The 19,512-nt window shown below is 68.1% G+C and carries 19 protein-coding genes and 1 tRNA gene; 10 read left to right on the top strand and 10 right to left on the bottom strand.

Annotation, left to right across the window (positions count from 1 at the left end):
- Window position 1: 1 nt before the first annotated feature.
- The 3 genes from A7W11_RS15495 to A7W11_RS15485 all read left to right on the top strand — a co-directional run bounded on the left by A7W11_RS15495 (window position 2) and on the right by A7W11_RS15485 (window position 4,581).
- Window positions 2-1,213 (top strand): acyl-CoA dehydrogenase family protein, encoded by a 1,212-nt coding sequence (locus A7W11_RS15495; RefSeq protein ID WP_066414779.1) that lies wholly within the window; start codon window positions 2-4, stop codon window positions 1,211-1,213.
- Window positions 1,214-1,229: 16 nt separating this feature from the next.
- The gene (locus tag A7W11_RS15490; RefSeq protein ID WP_066414776.1) at window positions 1,230-2,321 is read left to right on the top strand and encodes an acyl-CoA dehydrogenase family protein; all 1,092 of its coding nucleotides are present in this window, start codon (window positions 1,230-1,232) and stop codon (window positions 2,319-2,321) included.
- 67 nt (window positions 2,322-2,388) lie between these two features.
- Window positions 2,389-4,581 (top strand): acetate--CoA ligase family protein, encoded by a 2,193-nt coding sequence (locus A7W11_RS15485; protein WP_066414773.1) that lies wholly within the window; start codon window positions 2,389-2,391, stop codon window positions 4,579-4,581.
- 79 nt (window positions 4,582-4,660) lie between these two features.
- Here A7W11_RS15485 and A7W11_RS15480 read toward each other — a convergent pair.
- The 4 genes from A7W11_RS15480 to A7W11_RS15465 form a co-directional block, all read right to left on the bottom strand.
- Window positions 4,661-4,736: transfer RNA gene (locus tag A7W11_RS15480), tRNA-Ala, on the bottom strand.
- Between the two features lie 50 nt (window positions 4,737-4,786).
- A complete protein-coding gene (xth, locus tag A7W11_RS15475; RefSeq protein ID WP_066414771.1) occupies window positions 4,787-5,575 on the bottom strand; it encodes an exodeoxyribonuclease III in 789 nt (262 codons plus the stop codon).
- Between the two features lie 176 nt (window positions 5,576-5,751).
- Entirely contained in the window at window positions 5,752-6,366 is a 615-nt protein-coding gene (locus A7W11_RS15470) for a TetR/AcrR family transcriptional regulator (protein ID WP_066414767.1), read from the bottom strand.
- Complete coding sequence (locus tag A7W11_RS15465) at window positions 6,363-6,872, bottom strand: hypothetical protein (protein ID WP_066414765.1); 510 nt, start codon at window positions 6,870-6,872, stop codon at window positions 6,363-6,365. Before A7W11_RS15465 ends, A7W11_RS15470 begins: the two co-directional genes overlap by 4 nt.
- A 235-nt stretch (window positions 6,873-7,107) precedes the next feature.
- On the opposite strand from A7W11_RS15465, the gene A7W11_RS15460 reads away from it, so the two are divergent.
- Window positions 7,108-7,422, top strand: a complete 315-nt coding sequence (locus A7W11_RS15460) for a DUF1488 family protein (RefSeq protein WP_066414763.1) — start codon at window positions 7,108-7,110, stop codon at window positions 7,420-7,422.
- 54 nt (window positions 7,423-7,476) lie between these two features.
- Here A7W11_RS15460 and A7W11_RS15455 read toward each other — a convergent pair whose 3' ends face one another.
- Window positions 7,477-7,764 (bottom strand): diguanylate cyclase domain-containing protein, encoded by a 288-nt coding sequence (locus A7W11_RS15455; protein WP_082887318.1) that lies wholly within the window; start codon window positions 7,762-7,764, stop codon window positions 7,477-7,479.
- 134 nt (window positions 7,765-7,898) lie between these two features.
- Here A7W11_RS15455 and A7W11_RS15450 point away from each other — a divergent pair, with 134 nt between their 5' ends.
- The gene (locus A7W11_RS15450) at window positions 7,899-9,452 is read left to right on the top strand and encodes a sensor domain-containing diguanylate cyclase (protein WP_066414755.1); all 1,554 of its coding nucleotides are present in this window, start codon (window positions 7,899-7,901) and stop codon (window positions 9,450-9,452) included.
- Window positions 9,453-9,464: 12 nt separating this feature from the next.
- On the opposite strand, the gene A7W11_RS15445 is transcribed toward A7W11_RS15450, so the two are convergent.
- The gene (locus A7W11_RS15445) at window positions 9,465-10,169 is read right to left on the bottom strand and encodes a GntR family transcriptional regulator (RefSeq protein WP_066416036.1); all 705 of its coding nucleotides are present in this window, start codon (window positions 10,167-10,169) and stop codon (window positions 9,465-9,467) included.
- Between the two features lie 114 nt (window positions 10,170-10,283).
- Between A7W11_RS15445 and araD the strand changes: the two genes are divergently transcribed.
- The 4 genes from araD to A7W11_RS15425 all read left to right on the top strand — a co-directional run bounded on the left by araD (window position 10,284) and on the right by A7W11_RS15425 (window position 15,653).
- Complete coding sequence (araD, locus tag A7W11_RS15440) at window positions 10,284-12,017, top strand: L-arabinonate dehydratase (protein WP_066414751.1); 1,734 nt, start codon at window positions 10,284-10,286, stop codon at window positions 12,015-12,017.
- A gap of 53 nt (window positions 12,018-12,070) precedes the next feature.
- Entirely contained in the window at window positions 12,071-12,790 is a 720-nt protein-coding gene (locus A7W11_RS15435) for a ribonuclease activity regulator RraA (RefSeq protein WP_066414743.1), read from the top strand.
- Window positions 12,791-12,916: 126 nt separating this feature from the next.
- Window positions 12,917-13,903: a Bug family tripartite tricarboxylate transporter substrate binding protein gene (locus tag A7W11_RS15430; protein WP_066414738.1), complete on the top strand. Its 987-nt coding sequence runs from the start codon at window positions 12,917-12,919 to the stop codon at window positions 13,901-13,903.
- A 259-nt stretch (window positions 13,904-14,162) separates the two neighbouring features.
- Window positions 14,163-15,653 (top strand): EAL domain-containing protein, encoded by a 1,491-nt coding sequence (locus tag A7W11_RS15425; RefSeq protein WP_218188603.1) that lies wholly within the window; start codon window positions 14,163-14,165, stop codon window positions 15,651-15,653.
- 44 nt (window positions 15,654-15,697) lie between these two features.
- Here A7W11_RS15425 and A7W11_RS15420 read toward each other — a convergent pair whose 3' ends face one another.
- On the bottom strand, window positions 15,698-16,603 hold the full coding sequence (locus A7W11_RS15420; protein WP_066416033.1) for a LysR substrate-binding domain-containing protein: 906 nt from the start codon (window positions 16,601-16,603) through the stop codon (window positions 15,698-15,700).
- A 180-nt stretch (window positions 16,604-16,783) separates the two neighbouring features.
- Between A7W11_RS15420 and A7W11_RS15415 the strand changes: the two genes are divergently transcribed.
- Window positions 16,784-17,113 (top strand): Rdx family protein, encoded by a 330-nt coding sequence (locus tag A7W11_RS15415; RefSeq protein ID WP_066414731.1) that lies wholly within the window; start codon window positions 16,784-16,786, stop codon window positions 17,111-17,113.
- 23 nt (window positions 17,114-17,136) lie between these two features.
- Here the strand turns inward: A7W11_RS15415 and A7W11_RS15410 are convergent, their stop codons facing one another.
- The 3 genes from A7W11_RS15410 to A7W11_RS15400 are packed head-to-tail and all read right to left on the bottom strand — an operon-like array spanning window position 17,137 to window position 19,424.
- On the bottom strand, window positions 17,137-17,916 hold the full coding sequence (locus A7W11_RS15410) for an amino acid ABC transporter ATP-binding protein (protein ID WP_066414728.1): 780 nt from the start codon (window positions 17,914-17,916) through the stop codon (window positions 17,137-17,139).
- Window positions 17,913-18,593 (bottom strand): amino acid ABC transporter permease, encoded by a 681-nt coding sequence (locus A7W11_RS15405; RefSeq protein ID WP_066416031.1) that lies wholly within the window; start codon window positions 18,591-18,593, stop codon window positions 17,913-17,915. Before A7W11_RS15405 ends, A7W11_RS15410 begins: the two co-directional genes overlap by 4 nt.
- A 45-nt stretch (window positions 18,594-18,638) precedes the next feature.
- Window positions 18,639-19,424, bottom strand: a complete 786-nt coding sequence (locus A7W11_RS15400) for an amino acid ABC transporter substrate-binding protein (protein ID WP_066414725.1) — start codon at window positions 19,422-19,424, stop codon at window positions 18,639-18,641.
- Window positions 19,425-19,512: the final 88 nt, after the last annotated feature.

The raw sequence follows: 19,512 nt of genomic DNA, 5'->3' as shown, positions 1-19,512 counted from the left end.
GATGGCCGCGGCATTGAATCCCGACTTCCTGGCCCTGCCCAGCAGCGGCCACCACGAAACCGCCGAGGACGCCGCCTTCCGCGAGGAACTGCAGGCCTTCGCGCGCGAACACTGCCCGGCGGACATCCGCGCCGTGGTGGCCGCCGGCGACAAGATTACCCGCCCGGTCTACAGCCGCTGGCAGCAGGTGCTGAACACGCGCGGCTGGGCCGCGCCCAACTGGCCGGTCGAGCACGGCGGCACCGGCTGGGACCTGCGCCGCCGCATGATCTTCGAGGAAGTCATGGCCGACCAGGACTGCCCGCCGCTGTACCACCACGGCCTGGGCCACATCGGCCCGGTCATCATGCAGTTCGGCACCGCGCGGCAGAAGGCGCAATTCCTGCCGCGCATCCTGGACACCACCGACTGGTGGTGCCAGGGCTATTCCGAGCCGGGTTCGGGATCGGACCTGGCCTCGCTGTCCACGCCCGCCGTGCGCGACGGCGACCACTACGTCATCAACGGCCAGAAGATCTGGACCTCGCATGCCCACGAGGCCGACCGCATCTACCTGCTGGCGCGCACCTCGCGCGAGGGCCGCAAGCAGGAGGGCATCTCGCTGTTCCTGATCGACATGGACACCCCGGGCATCCGCGTGCGGCCGATTCCCACCATCGACGGCTGGCATCACGTCAACGAGGTGTTCCTGGACGACGTGCGCGTGCCCGCCGACCGCCTGCTGGGCGAAGAGGGCAAGGGCTGGACTTGCGCCAAGTACCTGCTGGAGCGCGAACGCCTGCCGCCGGCCAGCGTGGCGCAGTTGATGCGGCAATGGCGCCGCGTGGCGCGCCTGCTGAACGAGCGCCGCCAGGCCGCGCCGTTGCGCGACTACGCCGCGCTGGACGATGAGATGCTGGCCCTGGCCGCGCGCATCAAAGGCGCGCGCGAGATGCTGGCGCAGGCCATCGATGCCATGATGCGCAAGGAGCCCCTGGACGCCAGGCCCTCGGCGCTGAAGCAGGCGTGCAGCGTGATCTCGCAGTCGCTGACGCGGATCGCTTTCATGGCCGTGGGGGACCGGGGCACGCAACGCCTGTTGCGTGAAGACGAGGGCGATTCGCCCGATGGCACGTGGGTGCAGAACTACCTGTTCGCGCGGTCCAAGACGATTGCCGGCGGCACCACCGAGGTGCAGCTGAACGTCGTGGCGCGGTCCTTGTTCGGTAGTTGATACGGAGCTTGCAGAGATGTCTTTTGAACCTTCGATTGCCTTCGCCGGCATGCTGTCCGACAGCGCCGCGCGAGTGGCGCAAGACCAGGCGGGCCGCTATCCGCAACGGCCGGATGCGACGTTGATCGGCGACATGGGTTGGAGCGGCGTGCTGGTGCCCGAGGCGCAGGGCGGCGTGGGCGGCGGCTTTGCGGACCTGGCTTCCATCGTCGAGGCGCTGGCCCGGCATGCGGTGGACCTGCCCGTGATCACCCGCTGCGGCATCGTGCCGACCGTGCTGTCCGCGTTGCCCGGCTGCGCATTGGCGTCGTCGTTGTCGAACGCCTGCGCCGAGGGCGAGGCGGTGATCGAACTGGCCGGCCCGCTGTCGGCGTCGGAGCCGGTGCGGCCCCTTGCCGCACGCCTGCACGGCAATGCCTGGCGCGTGTCGGGCGCCACGGCCGAGGCTGCGTTGACCGGCGATTGCACACACGTGCTGCTGGTCTGCGAAGAAGAAGGCCGTGGCCCGGTGCTGGCCGCCGTGCCGCGCGCGGCGCTCGCCGGGCAACCCGTCACCGCCTATCGCACCATGGAAGACCTGCCGGTGCAGTCCCATGCACTGGACGACTGGCCGTTGCCGCCCGATACCGTGCTGGCCAATGGGCCGCAGGCGCAGGAGGCCTTGCGCGCGGGCTGGCGCGTGGCGGTGGCCGCCGTGGCCGCCGACACCGTCGCCTGCATGGGCGCGTCGCTGTCGCGCGCCATCGCCTACCTGTTGGAACGCAAGCAGTTCGGCCAGGCCCTGGCGGAATTCCAGGCCTTGCGCCACGACGCAGCCAGGCTGTACATCGAATACGAGATTGCCCGGAATCTGTTGCAGGCGTCGTTGCGCTCACTGGAGGCCGAACGGCCAGGCCCGGCCACAGACGCCGCCCTCGACCTGCTGGGCATGCACGTGGGCCAGCAGGCCGTGCCGTTCGCCGAGACCATCATCCAGCTGCACGGCGGCATGGGCATGACGCGCGAGATGCCCGCCGCCCGGCTGGCCGTGCGCATGCTGGCCAATGCCGTGCGCCACGGCGACCCGCTGGCCCACCGCCAGCGCCTGCACCAGATGAGGACCGCATGAGCCTGCCGATGTCTTGCATGAAGGTACATCCCGCCTGTCTCGGCGTGCGTGGCAAGGAGGCTGTACGATGAACGCCGGTCATCCCTTGCAGCCGTTCTTCGACCCGCGTTCGGTCGCGATCATCGGCGCATCGTCCGATCCCGACAAGCTGGGCGGCCGGCCCATCCGCTTCCTGCGCGACGCGGGCTACACGGGCCGGATTTTTCCCATCAACCCCAAGTCGGATACCGTGCAGGGCCTGAAGGCCTATCCCACCCTGGCCGACGTGCCGCAGGCCATCGACCAGGCGCTCATCATCGTGCCCGCGCCGGGCGCGCTGGACGCCTTGCAGGCCTGCATCGCCAAGGGCATCCGCCACGTGCAGGTGCTCAGCTCCGGTTTTGCCGAAGAGGACGACGAGGGCCGCGAACGCCAGCGGGCGCTGGCCGAGCTGGCCGCCGCGCATGGCGTGCGCCTGATCGGTCCCAACTGCCTGGGCATCGTCAGCGTGCACAACCGCTTCTACGCCACTTTCTCCACCGCGCTGGAGGCCCTGGAGCCGCGGGAGGGCGGCATCAGCTTCGCCACGCAGAGCGGCGCCTTCGGCTCGTGCGCCTATGCCCAGGCGATCCAGCGCGGGCTGGGCATCGCCCGCATCGTGGCCACCGGCAACGAGGCCGACGTGGACGTGGCGCAGTGCATCGATTTCCTGGCCGCGGATGAGAAGACCCGCGTCATCTGCGCGGCCATCGAGGGTTGCCGCGATGGCGACGCGCTGCGCCGCGCCTTGCGCCGGGCCGCGGCAGCCGGCAAGCCGGTGATCCTGATGAAGGTGGGCACGTCGTCGCGCGGCCAGGTGGCGGCGGCTACGCATACCGGCGCGGTGGCGGGCAACGACCGCATCTTCGATGCGGTGGTGCGCGAGTGCGGCGCCTGGCGCGCCACCACCATCGAGCAGATGCTGGACATCGCCTATGTGTGCACGCAGTTGGCCAAGCCAGCTAACAACCGCGCCGGCATCCTGACGGTGTCGGGCGGCATCGGCGTGCTGATGACCGACGACGCCGAGCGCCTGGGCGTGGACATCCCCGTGCTGGCCGCGGATGTGCGGCGCCGCGCGCACGAGCTGGTGCCCTTCGCCATCGGCGAGAACCCGCTGGACACCACCGCCCAGATCGGCGCGGTGAAGAATGGCGTGCCCAGGTTGGCCGAAGTGCTGCTTCAGGATACCGATTGGTCGACGCTGTGCATCTACCTGGCGCAGATCCCGTGCGACGAGAAACGTTTTCCGGCGATGCTGGAAGGGCTGGCGGACCTGCGCAGGCGCTATCCGGACCGCCTGATCGTGCTGGTGGGGCCGTACAGCGAACGCATGCGGACGGACATCGAGGCGGAGGGGTTGGTGATCTTCTCGGATCCCGGGCGCGCGATGGCGGCGGTCGGTGCGGCGTGCGGGATGGTGGCGCGGCGGTGCGCGATGGATCTGGATGAGTGCGGGGCGGACGCGCATGCGCCGGTGCCGACGGACAGCGATGAAGCGGTACGTGCGGGCGCCGGCGGTTCGGCGTCGCAGGCGGGCAGTGGGGGGCGCAAGGCGTCCGCCGACCCCAAGGTGGCGCCGCCGTTCCTGGGTACGCGCCTGGACGAGGTCCAGGCCAAGCAGGTGCTGGCCCAATACGGCCTGCCCATGCTGGACGAAACGCTGTGCACGGACGCGGACACGGCCGTTGCCGCGGCCCGGCGCGTCGGCTTTCCCGTGGTCGCCAAGATCGTTTCCGCCGACATCCCGCACAAGACCGAGATCGGTGGCGTGCTGCTGAACCTGAAGGACGAGGATGCCGTGCGCTCGGCCTACGCGTTGCTGCGCCAGCGGGCAGGACAGGCGCCGGTTTCGGGCGTGCTGATTGCGCCGATGTGCGCGCCGGGCACGGAGACCATCCTGGGCGTGCACGTCGACCCGCTGTTCGGGCCGATGGTGATGTTCGGCCTGGGCGGGGTGGCCGTCGAGCTGTACCAGGACGTGGCCTTCGCCACGGCGCCGTTGAGCGAGGCGCGGGCGAAGGCCCTGGTCGGTTCGGTGCGGGCGTCCCGCCTGCTGGATGGGTGGCGCGGGCAGGCGGCGCTGGACGTTCCCGCGTTGGTGCGGGCGCTGGTGGCGCTATCCGAGTTGGCCTACGACTGGCGCGACGTGCTGGCCGGGGTGGATGTGAATCCGTTCGTGCTGCGCCAGGACGGCGGGGTTTGCCTGGATGCGTTGATCACGCTGAAAGAGGGCGGCTGATCCGTGGCAGACCGCCGGCCACCCCCGGAAATGCAAAAGGCACACCATCGCGAAATGGTGTGCCTTCTGGCTGGGAATTTGGTGGAGCGGAGGAGGATCGAACTCCCGACCTTCGCATTGCGAACGCGACGCTCTCCCAGCTGAGCTACCGCCCCAAAGACGGCAAATATACCTGATTTCCCGAGACGATGTAAATCTCGAAGGCTCAGGCCCCCACGAGATCGAGCGTGGCCACCACGGGAGTATGGTCCGACGGCTGCTCGTTGCGGCGCGGCTCCTTGTCGATGACACAGGCCGTGCAGGCCTTCATCAGCGAGTCGGTCAGCAGGATGTGGTCGATGCGCAGCCCGGCGTTGCGGCGGAACGCGAACTGGCGGTAGTCCCACCAGCTGAACGACTTCTCGGGCTGCTCGAACTGGCGGAACGAGTCGGTCAGGCCCAGCGCCAGCAGGGCCTTGAAGGCCGAGCGTTCGGGTTCGGAGACCAGCACCTGGCCTTCCCATTTCTCGGGGTTGTGCACGTCCTCGTCGGCCGGCGCCACGTTGTAGTCGCCCAGGATGGCTAGGCGCGGATGCACGGCCATTTCCTCCTGCAGCCAGCGTTTCAGTTCCGAGAACCACTCCAGCTTGTAGATGTACTTTTCCGATTCCAGCGACTGGCCGTTGGGACAGTACGCGCAGATCACGCGCACGTCGCCGGCGGGGCTGGGCAGCGTCACGGCGATCACGCGCTGCTGCAGGTCTTCATAGCCGGGGATGTTGCGCACCACGTCGCGCGCGGGTTCGCGCGACAGGATGGCCACGCCGTTGTAGGTCTTCTGGCCGGTGAAGGCCGCGTGATAGCCGATCTCGGTGAAGGCCGCCGTGGGGAACTTGTCGTCCGTCAGCTTCAGTTCCTGCAGGCACAGGGCGTCGACAGGGTTGGCGGCCAGCCAGTCCAGCACCTGGGGCAGGCGGACGTTCAGGGAATTGACGTTCCAGGTGGCGATACGCATCGTTGGGGATCTCTTGATATCGGCGGGTTGCGGCCATCGTGCCAGCGGGTGGCGCGCGCTGCGGCGGGCCTGGCAGCCCGGGAAAGCAGCCCGCACGTCGTACAGGCCAATGGTGGGATGTGCCGGGATGGTAACAGGCCTCCGTGGGCGAGGCTCCTGCGCAATCCCCGATGCGCCTACACGCGCAGGGGCAGCCCGACCGCGCTTCTACAGAAGGTCAGCACCTCTCTGGTCAACGCTTCCTTGCCCATCCTGGTAGCCGAGATGATCTCCTCGTCGACGGCGCCGTGCACGGCGCTGAACACCATGGCGGCGGTCTGGCGGGGATTGCGTGAACGCCACGCGCCGGCCCGCACGCCGCCTTCGATCAGCCGCGCCAGGTGCGCAATGACGACATTGTCGTTGCGCGCATGCCGATGCGATGGCCGAAACTCGTGGAACACCAGATCGTGCAGCGCGAATTCCTTCAGGTAGAGAGCGATGCCGGCCTCGATCCAGGCATCCAGCCGTCCCGCCCAGTCGTCCGCCGCGCAGCCCGCCACGGCGTCCTCCAGACAAGCCAGGAACTGCTCGACGAAGCGTTCCCGCAGCGCCTGCAGCACGTCGTCCTTCGTCTTGAAGTACAGGTAGAAGGTGCCCTTGGCGACGTCGGCCCGGTTGACGATCTCGTCGACGCTGGCGCCATCGAATCCCTTGTCCAGGAAGAGCGCCAGCGCGGCATCCATGAGCTCGCCGCGGCGGGTCTCGGCGGGCTTGGTGCGCGGGCGCTTGGCGTCGGGTGAGAAGGTCATCGAATGAGAGAGGGCCGGCGGGCAGCGCGCGGCGGCATGGGCAGGGCGGATAATCCCGGATTATCGCGTAAAGCCTGCTGGACCCGCGTCTGGATGGCGGCGGCGTCCCAGGCGGCATCTTCCGCCGGGGCGATGAACCATCCCATGAACGCCAGCGCGGAGGGCACGTCCGCAAACACCTCCGCGGGCATGCCGAGCAGGTGTTCGGCATCGGCGCCCATCATCCGGTCCACATGCGCGGGCGGCGCGACGATGGCTATGCACAGAATCTGCCGTCCAGCCTGGACGGCGTAGGCCTGCAGCCAGGTCTTGATGTCGCGCAGGGCGTCTTCGGGCTCACCGATCGCCTGGTCGCCGCCGGCCAGCACGTGCAGCACGGCCAGGCGTTCCCCCCCTGTGGGCCACTGGGTCGCAGGCATCCAGGCGCCGGCCCGTTCGCCCGCCGTGCGGGGATGGCGGGCGACGCTGATGGCCAGCGGCAGGTTTTCGAGTTCGTGCAGGGTCATGGGTGGGTTGTCCTTGACTTGGGATGAGGAATATTAAACTGACTAACGGTCAGTCATCAAGGAAAACAAGATTAATTCTTATTTATAGGCACGTGGCGCGGCCGCTCCCACCTACAGGAATGCCACATGCTGCGCGATACGCTGGACGTCCTTGCTTGGGGCTGAGCGTCCCTATGTGGCGTGGGCTCGGTATCCACGCCACCGCCGATCAGTACCGGAATACAGGAGAACCAACATGGACAAGCACGTGCATTACGACAGCAGGCAGGACCTGGTCGTCTTCAGCCTGGCGGGAGAAACCAGCGAATGGGTCGAGGCCGCCGTGACGGGGCAGGCGCTGGCGCGGGCTTACGGTTGTGAAGCGGGCGAGGCCGCGCGCCTGAAGGCCTTCGCCGACCACGAACAGCAGATCCGTAACCGCGCCGAACAGTTGCTGGACGAGGGGCTGGAGCCGCTGGTCAAAGAGGAAGACCTTGCCCCAAGAAATCTGCCGGGAGCGAAGAAAGAGGTGTTGCGCGGGATCGGGGAGGACGACGCGGGGGCGATCTAGCGATTCCCGGCTGCGAGCCGGATATCGAACGGGGTGAACGGCGCGCCCGGAGATTTACCGCCCCGCCTTCCCCAGCCGCTTCTGCCCGTACATCGACGCATCCGCGTCCGCCCGCAGCGCCTGCACCGACGCATCCCGCTGCGGGTCGATCCGCGCTGCGTCGTCTCCACTGGCGTCCGTCAGCAGCACCACGAATTCACCCCCGCCCAACCGGGCGATCACGTCCCTGTTCCGCAGGAACGTGCGCAGCACCGCCGCGAAGGTCGCCAGCGCCCTGTCGCCCACGGCGTGGCCGATTTCCCCATCCGCAGGCAGAAGCTCGGCGATCGCGGCTTTCGTCATGCCGTGGAAGATATACACCCCTTGGACGGGGCGTGCTTTAAGGTAGGTGGCCGGCCTCGGGCGACATACAATTCGCCACCAACCTGCCGGGCGTTTCCCTCGCACGGGGCAGGTTGCGCATGATGTCAAAGAAGATGAACCGAATCCTTCTCCGCCCCGATCTGCGCCATCTCATTCTGTGGGCGTCGTTGATCATTTTCGTGCTGGCGCTGGCCAATACCTTCATTGCGGCTTACCGGGTCCAGCAAAGCGCGTTGCTGGCCAATACGCTGGAATTGAACCGCGTCTACGCCAACAAGGTGGCGCAGGCCACTGACGTGTTCCTGGATGGCGCGCGCCAGTTGCTGGGCGCGGGGGCGGACGAGCTGAGCGGCAAGAGCGACATCAACGGGCAGTCGGCCAAGCTGGTGGTCGACCGGCTGTCCCGCGTCACCGACACCTTCAACTCGCTGGTCGTCGTCGATCGGCGCGGCCTGGTGCTGGCCACCATCCCGGCCACGCTGCGCCTGGTCGGCACCGTGCTGGAAAGCGACGAGATCCGGCGCGTGCTCAGTTCGCGCACGCCGATGACGTCCGAGCCCTACCGGGCGGTCACGGGGCGCTGGATCGTGACGATTTCGCATCCCGTGTTCGACGCCGAAGGCCGGTACGCCGGGGCGCTGTTCGGCACGATCTACCTGCACGAGCGCAACGCGCTGCATGCGGTGCTGGCCGAGCACGATTTCACCGACGGCTCTGCGCTGTATGTCGTCGACAAGAGCGGCCGCATTCTCTATCACCCGGATAATGCCAAGATCGGCGAGCAGGTCGGCAAGAACCCGGCCGTGCTGGTGGCGCGCGCGGCCAGGACCGGCTCGGCGCGGGTGCGCGACGAGGACGACATCGACGAACTGGCGGGATATTCGCGCGTGAACTCGACGGGATGGACGGTGATCGCGCAACGGCCGACGGCGGTCGCCCTGGACGTGGTCCAGGAGCAGTTCGGCCGCATGTTCCTGTTCTCGGTGCCCATCATCGTCCTGTGCCTGGCCGGCATCTGGTGGCTGGCGCAATTCGTGTCGGTGCCCTTGCGCACGCTGGCGGATGCGGCCGGCGACCTGGGATCCAACCAGGCCACCGACCAGATCCGCGGCGTCAACGGCTGGTATTTCGAGGTCGAGGAACTGCGGGGCGCCATGCTGCGTGCGGCCAGCGCGGTGGCGGGCCGGATCGGCCGCTTGAAGCGCGAGCGGGCCTCGGATCCCCTGACGGGCCTGCTCAACCGGCGCGGCGCGGACGAGGCATTGGCCGACACGCACCACCAGCACGCGTCGATGTCGGTGGTCCTGATGGACGTCGACAATTTCAAGAAGATCAACGACACGCAGGGCCACGCGGCCGGCGACGAAGTGCTGCGTGGCCTGGCCAACGTGGTGCGGGCGCAGGTGCGCGAGGACGATATCGCCGCGCGCATGGGCGGCGAAGAGCTGGCGGTGTTCGTGCCCGGCGTGGATCGCGAAGATGGCCTGGCGTTCGCACAGCGCCTGCGCCACGCGGTCGAGGCCGGATTGGCCGGCGTCACCGTGTCGATCGGTGTCGCGCGGTGGCCCGACCACGGCTCGACCATGGACGCCGTCATCGCGCAGGCCGACCAGGCCATGTACGAGGCCAAGCGCGCGGGCAAGAACCGCGTGCACAGCGCGCCGTAGGGAAGGCTTGTCTCAGGCCGGCACGACGTAATCCGGGTAACGCCGGCAGATCTCGTCGACCTGGCTCAGGGTTCCCGACAGATGTTCGCGCAGCGCCTGCTGCGCGCCCGCCACGTCCTGCGCGGCGATGGCGTCCACGATGCGCTGGTGGTCGCGCAGGATGCGGTCGGCCTTGCCGGCTTCGGGCAGGTGCAGGCGGCGCAGCCGGTCGACGTGGCCGCTGTAGCGCTGCTCCAGTTCCCATAGGTGGCCCACGCCGGCCGCGTCATGCATCTCGCGGTGGAAGGCCTGGTCGGCCGCGATGAAGCGCTGGTAGCGCTCGGGGCCCAGGTTGGCGCGCTGCACGTCGATGTGGGCCTGCAGGCGGTCGATCAGAGCGGCGTCGGCCTGGCCGGCCAACTGATGCACGATCTCCAGTTCCAGCGAACGGCGCAGGAAATGCGCCTGGCGCGCCGCCGCGATGTCGATGCGGCTGACGGCGGTGGTGTGCTGCGGAAAGATGTCGACCAGGCCTTCGTCGCGCAGTTGGCTCAGGGCGTCGCGGATGGGGGTCTGGCTCAGGCCGAACGCATCGGCCAGTTCGCCGCGCGACAGCACCGTGCCGGGCGCCAGCTCCAGCGACATGATCAGGTCGCGCAGCTTTTGGAACACCTGCGGGGCGGCATGGCGCGAGCGATCGAGGCGCAGGTCGGCGGGCAGGGTGTCCAGCAAAGTCATGGGCAAGGGCAGGGCGTTGAATGCCCGGATTGTACCCAGGCGGCCTCGCATTGACGTACTAATATATTAGTGTTTCAATCTTTCGCATCGTTGACCAACCCACTTGCTTCCGCCATGACACGTTCCTACGAAGACCTGCGCAGCGCCCGCTGGATGGCCCATGACGACCTGCGTTCTTTCGGCCACCGTTCGCGCATGATGCAGATGGGGTATGGCCCGCAGGACTGGGCCGGCCGGCCGGTCATCGCCATTGTCAACACCTGGTCCGACCTCAATCCCTGTCACAGCCACTTCAAACAGCGCGTGGAAGACGTCAAGCGCGGCGTATTCCAGGCAGGCGGCTTTCCGGTGGAGCTGCCGGCCATCTCGGTGTCCGAGTCCATGGTCAAGCCCACCACCATGTTGTACCGGAACTTCCTGGCCATGGAGACCGAGGAACTGCTGCGCAGCCACCCGGTGGACGGCGCGGTGCTGATGGGCGGCTGCGACAAGACCACGCCGGGCCTCATCATGGGCGCCATCAGCGCCAACCTGCCGTGCGTGTACGTGCCCGCCGGTCCCATGCTGCGCGGCAACTGGAAGGGCAAGATCCTGGGTTCGGGGTCGGACGCCTGGAAACTGTGGGACGAGCGCCGCGCCGGCAACCTGACCACCGCCGAATGGACCGAAGTCGAGGGCGGCATCGCGCGCAGCTACGGCACCTGCATGACGATGGGCACGGCCAGCACCATGACCGCCATCGCCGAAGCCATCGGCATGACGCTGCCGGGCGCCTCGTCCATTCCGGCCGCCGACGTCAATCACATGCGCATGTCGGCCGAATGCGGCCGGCGCGCGGTGCAGATGGTGTGGGAAGACCTGACGCCGCAGCGCATCCTGACGCCGGCTTCGTTCCACAACGCCATCAACGTGGCCATGGCCATGGGCTGTTCGACCAACGCCATCGTGCACCTGGTGGCCATGTCGCGCCGCGCCGGCTGCGCGGTCGACCTGGACGATTTCGACGCCGCCAGCCGCAAGGTGCCGGTGATCGCCAACATCCGTCCCAGCGGCAGCACATATCTGATGGAAGATTTCTTCTATGCGGGCGGACTGCCCGGCCTGATGACGCGGCTGGCCGACAGGCACCTGGACCTGTCGACCATGACGGTCACCGGCCGCACGCTGGGCGAGAACATCCAGGGCGCCGAGGTCTACAACGACGACGTGATCCGCCCGCTGGACAACGCCATCTACGACGAGGGCGCGCTGGCGGTGCTGCGCGGCAACCTGGCGCCGGATGGCTGCGTGATCAAGCCCAGCGCCTGCGCGCCGCAGTACCTGCGGCACACGGGGCCGGCCCTGGTATTCGACGACTATCCCAGCATGAAGGCCGCGGTGGACGACGAGAACCTGGACGTCACGGCGGACCACATCATGATCCTGCGCAACGCCGGGCCGCAGGGCGGGCCGGGCATGCCCGAGTGGGGCATGCTGCCCATCCCCACCAAGCTGGTCAAGCAGGGCGTGCGCGACATGCTGCGGTTGTCCGATGCCCGCATGAGCGGCACCAGCTACGGCGCCTGCATCCTGCACGCCGCGCCCGAATCGTACGTGGGCGGCCCGCTGGCGCTGGTGCGCACGGGCGACCTCATCACCGTCGACGTGCCGGCGCGCCGCATCCACCTGAACGTCAGCGACGAAGAGCTGGCGGCCCGCCGCGCGGCCTGGACGCCGCCGCCGCGCCGCTACGAGCGAGGCTACGGATGGATGTACAGCCAGCACATCCTGCAGGCCAACGACGGCTGCGACTTCGATTTCCTTGAAACCGGCTTCGGCGCGCCCGTGCCCGAACCCTCGATTTTCTGATCCCCCTGGCGCGGGCCCGCGGGTCCGTGCAGCTACGCCTATCCGGAGACACCGTGTCCCAGCTCAACCCCGAAACCCGCGCCCGGCTGCTGGGCGTCAGCACCGCCACGCTGTGCACCGCGCTGTTCAAGCGCGGCCTGCGCAACCAGTTCATCCAGGACGTGCACCCGCTGAACCGCTCGCTGCCCAACATGGTGGGGCCGGCCTTCACGCTGCGCTACATCCCGGCGCGCGAAGACCTGAACACCATCAAGGTGTTCGAGGACCGCGCGCATCCGCAACGGGTGGCCGTCGAAACCTGCCCCGAGGGCGCCGTGCTGGTGATCGACAGCCGCAAGGACGCGCGGGCCGCGTCGGCCGGCGGCATCCTGGTCACGCGCCTGATGAAGCGTGGCGTGGCCGGCGTCGTCACCGACGGCGGCTTTCGCGATTCGCCCGAAATCTCCACCCTGCAGATTCCCGCGTATCACAACCGTCCCTCGGCCCCGACCAACCTGACGTTGCACCAGGCGATGGACATGAACCTGCCTATCGCCTGCGGCGACGTGGCGGTGTTCCCGGGCGACGTGGTGGTGGGCGACGGCGAGGGCGTGGTCGTGATCCCGGCCGCGATCGCGGACGAGATCGCGGTGGAGGCCGTGGAGATGACTGCGTTCGAAGACTTCGTGACCACCGAAGTGCAGCAGGGCGCCTCGGTGCTGGGCCTGTATCCGCCCACCGATCCGGGCACGCGCGACCGATTCGCCGCATGGCGCAAGCAGCAGGGGCGCTGAGGGCGCGATGAATCCCATGTGGCGGGCCGGCCGGCCCGCCACATGGGCAGTTTCGCAGCAGTACCGGACGGCGATGCGCCGGATCGGCCGGCCACACCCATATCCAGAAAAACCGGAGACAAAACCATGCAATCCACCCGCCGCATCCTGCTGGCCGGCGTACTGGCGGCTGCCCTGGGCGCGCCCGCGCTGTCCGCGCAGGCCGCCGACTGGCCCAGCCAGAAACCCATCAGCTACGTCGTGCCGTTCACCGTGGGCGGCTCGACCGACGTGGTGGGCCGCGTCATCGCCCAGAAGCTGGGCGAGCGCCTGCACCAGAACGTCGTGGTCGAGAACAAGCCCGGCGCGGCTGGCGGCATCGGCGCCGCCTATGTGGCCAAGGCCACGCCCGACGGCTATACGCTGTTCGGCGGCACGATCAGCACGCACGCCATCAACGCCAGCCTGTACAAGAGCCTGAAGTACGACCCTGTGAAGGACTTCGAGCCCGTCTCGCTGGTGGCCACGCTGCCCAACGTGCTGCTGGTCGATCCCAATCTGGGCGTGAACTCGGTGGCCGACCTGATCGCCCTGCTCAAGCGCGATCCGGCCAAGCGCACCTTCGCCTCTTCGGGCGCGGGCACGTCCACGCACCTGACGGGTGAACTGTTCGCCGGCATGATCGGCGTGCCGCTGACGCACGTGCCGTACAAGGGCACGCCGCCCGCGATGGTGGACGTGTCGTCCGGCGCCGTCACCTTCATGTTCGACCAGATGACGGCCGCGCTGCCGCTGCTGCAGACCGGCAAGCTGAAGCTGTTGGCGGTGACCACGAAGAACCGCATCAAGCTGTCGCCCGAGACGCCGACGATGGCGCAGGCGGGCGTGCCGGGCTTCGACGTGGCGTCGTGGCAGGCCGTGTATGCGCCCAAGGGCACGCCCAAGCCCATCGTCGACCGCCTGTCGCGCGAGATCGCCGCGATCCTGAAAGAGCCCGACGTGCAGGAGAAGCTGGGCAAGACCATGGGCATGGAGCTGGTGGGCAGCACGCCGGAGCAGCTGCGTGACCTGATGGCCACCGAGATTCCGCGCTGGGCGGACGTGGTGAAGCAGTCGGGCGCCAGCGTGGATTGAACGGCAGGGCGTGTTTAGGCCACATATGTGACCTGGGCATGACGCGGGCAAATGTTGCAGGTAAAGTGTTTCTGCCCATTGCTCGCGCCGTCATCACCCGTTACGATTTGCGCTCATTCCGGTAACCCGCATCGGCGCTAGGTTGCCGGCCCATGCGTTGCATGCCTGTGTCCGGAGCCCTTCCCGCATGCGCCGAAAGGTATTTATCGTCGCGGGGTGCCTGGCCGTCTGCGCGGCAATCCTTCCATTGGTGGCCGCGGTGCAAGTCTCCCGGATGCGCGCCACCGAAGCCGAATTGCGCCACCTGTCCGAGTACGCCTCCTGGACCGCCCTGCGGGCCGACGCCAACCTGGGCCAAGGGCGCAAGCTGCTCGAAGAAATCGAGAAAGAGAATTGGGCGGAATGTTCGCCCGAGCACATCGGCCGCATGCGGCAGCTCGCCGTCGCGTCCCCCTACATCGCCGAAGTCGGCTATTTCCAGAACGACCTGCTGGCCTGCACCAGTTGGGGCGTGGTCATGCAGCGCATCCCGTTCGGCACGGTCGATGCCACGCTGCCCGACGGCTTCGGCCTGCACGTGGGCCACGATGCCCTGGTGACCAAGGCGGGTCCGATGCTGGCGCTCAGCAAGGGCAGCCACAATGTGCTGATCCGGCCGCAGCAATTGGTCGATGTCCTGCGGGACACGCACATGACGCTGGGCATCGCCACCGAGAACGGCAAGCTGATCGCCATGTCCGGCGAGGCGGATCCCGAGCTGGTCAGCCGATTGCTGGCGCATCCGGGCAGCGGCATGGACGACCACCACCTGTACGCCAGCGAGACCAGCCGTGGCCTGACCGTGTTCGCGATGTCCGAGCGTTCGGCCATCCAGCAGCGCCTGGACAGCGAGCTGTGGACACTGGTGCCCGTCGGCTTGCTGGCCTCCGGGGCCCTGCTGGCGCTGGTGCTGTGGATGTCGCGGCAGCGCCTGTCGACGCGCGGCGAACTGGCCATCGCCATCAAGAAGCGCGAATTCGTGGCGCATTACCAACCCATCATCGAGCTCTCCACCGGCCTGTGCGTGGGCGGCGAGGCGCTGGTGCGCTGGCAGAAGCCGGATGGCAGCATGGTGCCGCCCAACGTCTTCATTCCGATGGCCGAGCAGGTGGGCCTGATCGCGCGCATCACCGACCTGGTGATCGAACGCGTGGCGCAAGACCTGGCCAGGACGCTGGCGCAAGAACCGGGCATGCACGTCTCGATCAACATTTCGTCCAGCGACATCGAGAGCGGACGCTTCCTGCCGGTGCTGGCCCGCACACTGCACCGCTACGGCATCGACCCCGAACAGATCTGGCTGGAGGCCACCGAGCGCGGCTTCATGCATGCCAAGGCGGCGCGCAAGACGATCGAGTCGGCGCGCGCGGCGGGGCACGTGGTCGCCATCGACGATTTCGGCACGGGCTATTCCAGCCTGTCGATGCTGGAACAACTGCCGCTGGACACGCTGAAGATCGACAAGACCTTCGTGGACGCCATCGGCAAGGAAGCCGCCACCAGCGTGGTCACGCCGTACATCATCGAAATGGCGCAGGGCCTGCGGCTGCGCATCGTCGCCGAGGGCGTCGAGACGGTCGAGCAAGAGGCCTATCTGCGTGGGGCGGGGGTCGACTACGCGCAGGGCTGGCTGTACGCCAAGGCTTTGGCCCCCAAGGAATTCATCGATTTCTACGACCGGCGCAACAGTGGTGAGCGGGCTTCGGACTAGTGCGCCTGCGCGGGACGATACCCCCATCGGAAACCCGCGCCGGATCAGGTCCTTGCTGCCGGCGCCGCGCCGGCCAGGATGTGCAGCATCAGTTCGCGGATGTAGCCGGGCAGGTCGTCGTCGTCGCGCACGCCCAGCACCAGCGAGCGGTGGGCCCAGGTGTCGGCCAGCGCCACGCGGCGGATGCCGGCGGCGCGGCCGTAGCGCAGCGCCGCCGCCTGGGGCACCACGCCGATGCCGATGCCCTGGCCCACCATGCGGCACACCGCCTCGAAGCTGCGCAGGCGGATGCGGTAGGCCAGCGGCTTGCCGGCCCGGCGCGCATGGCCGGCAATGTGCGATTGCAGCGCGCTGCTTTCTTCCAGCCCCACGAAATCCAGGTGCGCCACCTCGGCCAGGTTGACGCGCGCCCGTGCCGCCAGCTCGTGGCCCCGCGGCACGATCAGGGTCAGGGGATCGGGGCGGTAGGGATGGATCTGCAGGCCGGACAGGTCGGCGGTGTCGGCGATCACGCCCAGGTCGCACAGCCCGGCGCGCAGGGCGTCGGCGATGTCGCGGCTGACGCGTTCCTCGAGGTCGATCGAGATGGCCGGGTGGCGCGCCAGGAAGGCGGCCAGCGCCTCGGGCAGGTATTCGCTGAGCGCCGAAGTATTGCATTGCAGGCGCACGTGTCCCTTCAGGCCGTGGCCGTACTGTTGCAGGTCGCCGCGCAGGCGGTCCATCTGCAGCAGTACCGTGCGTGCATGGTGCGCCAACGTGCGGCCAGCGGGGGTCAGGGCGACGCCGCGCCGGTTGCGCGTCATCAAGGGCACGCCCAGCGCGTCCTCCATGCCGCGGATGCGTTCGCTGGCAGCGGCCAGCGTCATGTGCGAGCGCGCGGCGGCCGCCGTGATGGTGCCGGTCTCCTGGACATCCAGGCACAGCCGCAGGTCGGTCAGGTCGAAGCGCATGGCGGGCAGCGTAGCATGGCAAAATCGGTCGGGATCGCGCCGCACGTCGTGGCGTGGCGGGCGAGGAGGCTTCTTCATGGCGCCCGGCAGGATCTGGCTATCCGAGTCCGGTTGGCCTGCCGTCCATGCCCGACGAGCCTGTCCGCCCGGATTCATTTGCCGCCTTGCGGCCGGAACCGTATGAATACTTCCGTTTCTCCCGCGCCGGCCGCCGGCCCGCGCATCTCCATTCAATTCTGCACCCAATGCCAGTGGCTGCTGCGCGCGGCGTGGATGGCGCAGGAACTGCTGTCCACGTTCTCGACCGATCTGGGCGAGGTCGCGCTGGTGCCGGGCACGGGAGGCGTGTTCCGCATCCACTACGACGGCCACCTGATCTGGGACCGGGTGACGGACGGCGGTTTCCCCGATGCCAAGGTGCTCAAGCAGCGGGTGCGCGATCGCCTGGATCCGGATCGCGATCTGGGGCACATCGACCGCAAGAAGCCGGACGGGCAGGCGGGCGGCTGACTCGGCCCGTCGCCGGGTGCAGTCTATCCGGCCGCCGGCTGCGACCATTCCTCGGGCAGGCTGCTCTGCGTCAATGTAGACACGAACGCCGCGGTGCGCGGATCGGCGGGCTGGGTGAACAACTGGCGCGGCGCGCCCGATTCGACCACCTGGCCGGCCTCCAGGTAGATGACCTGATTGGCGATGGCCGCGGCCAGGCGCAGGTCGTGGGTGGCCATCAGCATGGTCATCCCTTCGGCGGCCAGGCGGCGCAGCACGTCCACCACTTCGCCGGCCAGGGACGGGTCCAGCGCCGAGGTCGGCTCGTCGCACAACAGCACGCGAGGCGAGGGCGCCAGCGCGCGGGCGATCGCCACGCGCTGTTGCTGGCCGCCGGACAGCGTGGCGGGCCAGGCATCGGCCTTGGCGGCCAGGCCGACCTTCTCCAGCAGCTCCAGGGCGCGGTCACGGGCGCGGGACTTGTCCCACTTCTGCACGGTGACCAGGCCTTCCATCACGTTGGCCACCGCCGTCTGGTGCGGAAACAGCTGGAAGTTCTGGAACACCATGCCGGTCTGGCGCCGGATGCGCTGCACGGCGACGTCGGACGGACGCTGCGCGCTGAAGCGCAGCGTTTCCTCGCCCAGCGTCAGCACGCCGGCCTCGGGCACTTCCAGCAGGTTCACGCAGCGCAGCAGGGTGCTCTTGCCGCTGCCCGACGGGCCGATCAATGCGGTGACGCTGCCTTCGGCAATGGTGACGTCCACGCCATGCAGCACGCGGTTGCCATCGAACGTCTTGTCGATGCCTTCCAGCCGGATCATCGCAGGGTCCCCGAGAAGGCCGCGTGCTGGCCGTAGCGCCGCTCCAGGCGGGTTTGCAGCGCCGACAGCACCGAGCTGAAGGCCAGGTAGATGATGGCCGCTTCCACGTACAGGATCAGCGGTTCGTAGGTGACCGCGGCGATGCGCTGGGCCGCCTGGAAGATCTCGGGCACGGTGATCACCGCGGCCAGCGAGGTGTCCTTCACCAGCGAGATGAAGGAATTCGACAGCGGCGGCACCGCCACGCGGGCCGCCTGCGGCAGGATGGTGCGGCGCATGGCCTGGCCGCGCGTCATGCTCAGCGAATAGGCGGCTTCCCATTGGCCCTTCGAGATGGACTCGATGGCCGCGCGGATGACTTCCGAGTTGTAGGCGCCGACGTTCAGTGTGAAGCCGATCGTGGCGGCCAGCAGCGGATCCAGCACGATGCCCGCGCTGGGCAGGCCGTAGAAGATCACGAACAGTTGCACCAGCAGCGGCGTGCCCCGGATCAGCCAGACGTAGAAGCGCACCAGCGCCACCAGCGGCGCCGGCCCGAACAGCCGGATCAGCGCCACCACGAAGGCCAGCACCAGCCCCGCGGCAAAGGACAGCAGGGTCAGCGGGACGGTGAACGTCAGGCCGGCCTTCAGCAGCGGCCAGAACGATTCGGCCATCAGCCGCAGCCACGGAGGCAGCAGCGCGGCGTACTCGGCGATCATCGAGGGGGCGGCCTGGTCGGGTTACTGGGCGGCCGACAAGTCGGTGCCGAAGTACTTCTCGGAGATTTTCTTGTAGGTGCCGTCGGCCTTGATGGTGGACAGCGCCTTGTTGATGGCGTCGCGCAGCTCGGGATTGTTCTTGCGCAGCAGCACGCCCGAGGCGTTCAGATCGCGGCCGTCGGCGTAGGCCACCGCAACCAGCGGCGCGTTGGGCTTCTGCTTCTTGAAGTCGAGGAAGGACAGCTTGTCGTTGACGGTGGCGTCCACGCGGCGCGACAGCAGCAGGTCGACGGATTCATTGAAGCCCTGCACCGGCACGATCTCGGCGCCGTAGCTTTGCGCCAGCTTGCCGAAGTTGCTGGTCAGGGTGTTGGCCGAGCGCTTGCCCTTCAGGTCGGCGAACGTCTTGATGTCTTTGTTGTCGTTGCGCACGACCAGCGCGGCCGGCGACGAGATGTAGGGATCGGAGAAGTCGTACTTGGCCTGGCGGGCCTCGGTGATGCCGACCTGGTTGATGACCACGTCGTAGCGTTTGGCGTCCAGGCCGGCGATCAGGCCGTCCCACTTGCCTTCGACGAATTCGGCCTTCACGCCCAATTGCCGGGCGATGGCGCGGCCGATCTCGACGTCGAAGCCGGTCAGGCCAGAGGCGTCATGGAAGGTGAAGGGGGCGTAGGTGCCCTCGGTGCCGATCTTGATGGCGCCGGCCTGCTTGATGGCGTCCAGTTCGGATTGGGCATGCGCGGCGCCCAGGGCGGCCAGTTGCATGACGCCGGCAACGAGCAAGGTACGGAAAGACAGTTTCATCGTGGAGCTCCGCGTGGACGTTCACAGGACGGGGGTAGGACGCTCACTGTAACCAGGGCGTCATTTTTCCACAAAGAATAAGTATGGA

This window comes from Bordetella ansorpii (genome assembly GCF_900078315.1).
GTDB lineage: Bacteria > Pseudomonadota > Gammaproteobacteria > Burkholderiales > Burkholderiaceae_B > Bordetella > Bordetella ansorpii.
Note: the sequence above shows the minus strand (reverse complement) of the source record. Positions and strands in the feature narration are given on the sequence as shown.